The 526-nt window shown below is 63.7% G+C and carries 1 protein-coding gene; it reads right to left on the reverse strand.

The features are described 5' to 3' along the window. Nucleotides 1–484 (reverse strand): transposase (locus NKH54_RS32480; RefSeq protein WP_502907589.1); only part of this gene is annotated, 484 nt, incomplete at its 3' end. Nucleotides 485–526: the final 42 nt, after the last annotated feature.

Consider the following 526-nt stretch of genomic DNA (forward strand, 5'->3'; position numbering starts at 1 on the left):
TCTCCAGGTAGCCGATGAGATCGAACGCCCTGCCGTTGGCGTCGAGCCATCGCGCGTTTTTCCACGACGCGCGCACAACAACATCGCCGCCTTGCGCCATCACCTTGGCGATCCGCTCGGCCTGCAGATAGGCGCGGTCACCGATGCGGATCTCGCCCGCCACCACCGGCACGCGGTCGATCAGCTCGGCCTCGCTCTGGTCGGTGATCTCGAGGAAGTCGAACTGCTCGCGCTCAAGCTCGAAGGCGCAGTGCATGCGCCAAAGACCATTGTTCTTCTTCTCATACGCACCGGCCTTGGCAACCGCTGTCGCATCGAGGATGCGGATCAGCCGGCCTTTGGCCAAACCTGCATCCTCGCGCTTCAAAAGGTGCCCAATCAACTGCTGCAGCCATGGTCCTGCATTGCGCAGCCGGCCAAGCAACGCCACGTCCGAAATGTCGGCAATCCCGCTCGCCGCCGCCCAGGCCACGACGCCCCGCATGCCAACCTTGCCAAGGCAGTAAGCCAGTGTCAGGCGCAACAG

The sequence above is a fragment of the Mesorhizobium sp. M1004 genome, from assembly GCF_040318795.1.
GTDB lineage: Bacteria > Pseudomonadota > Alphaproteobacteria > Rhizobiales > Rhizobiaceae > Mesorhizobium.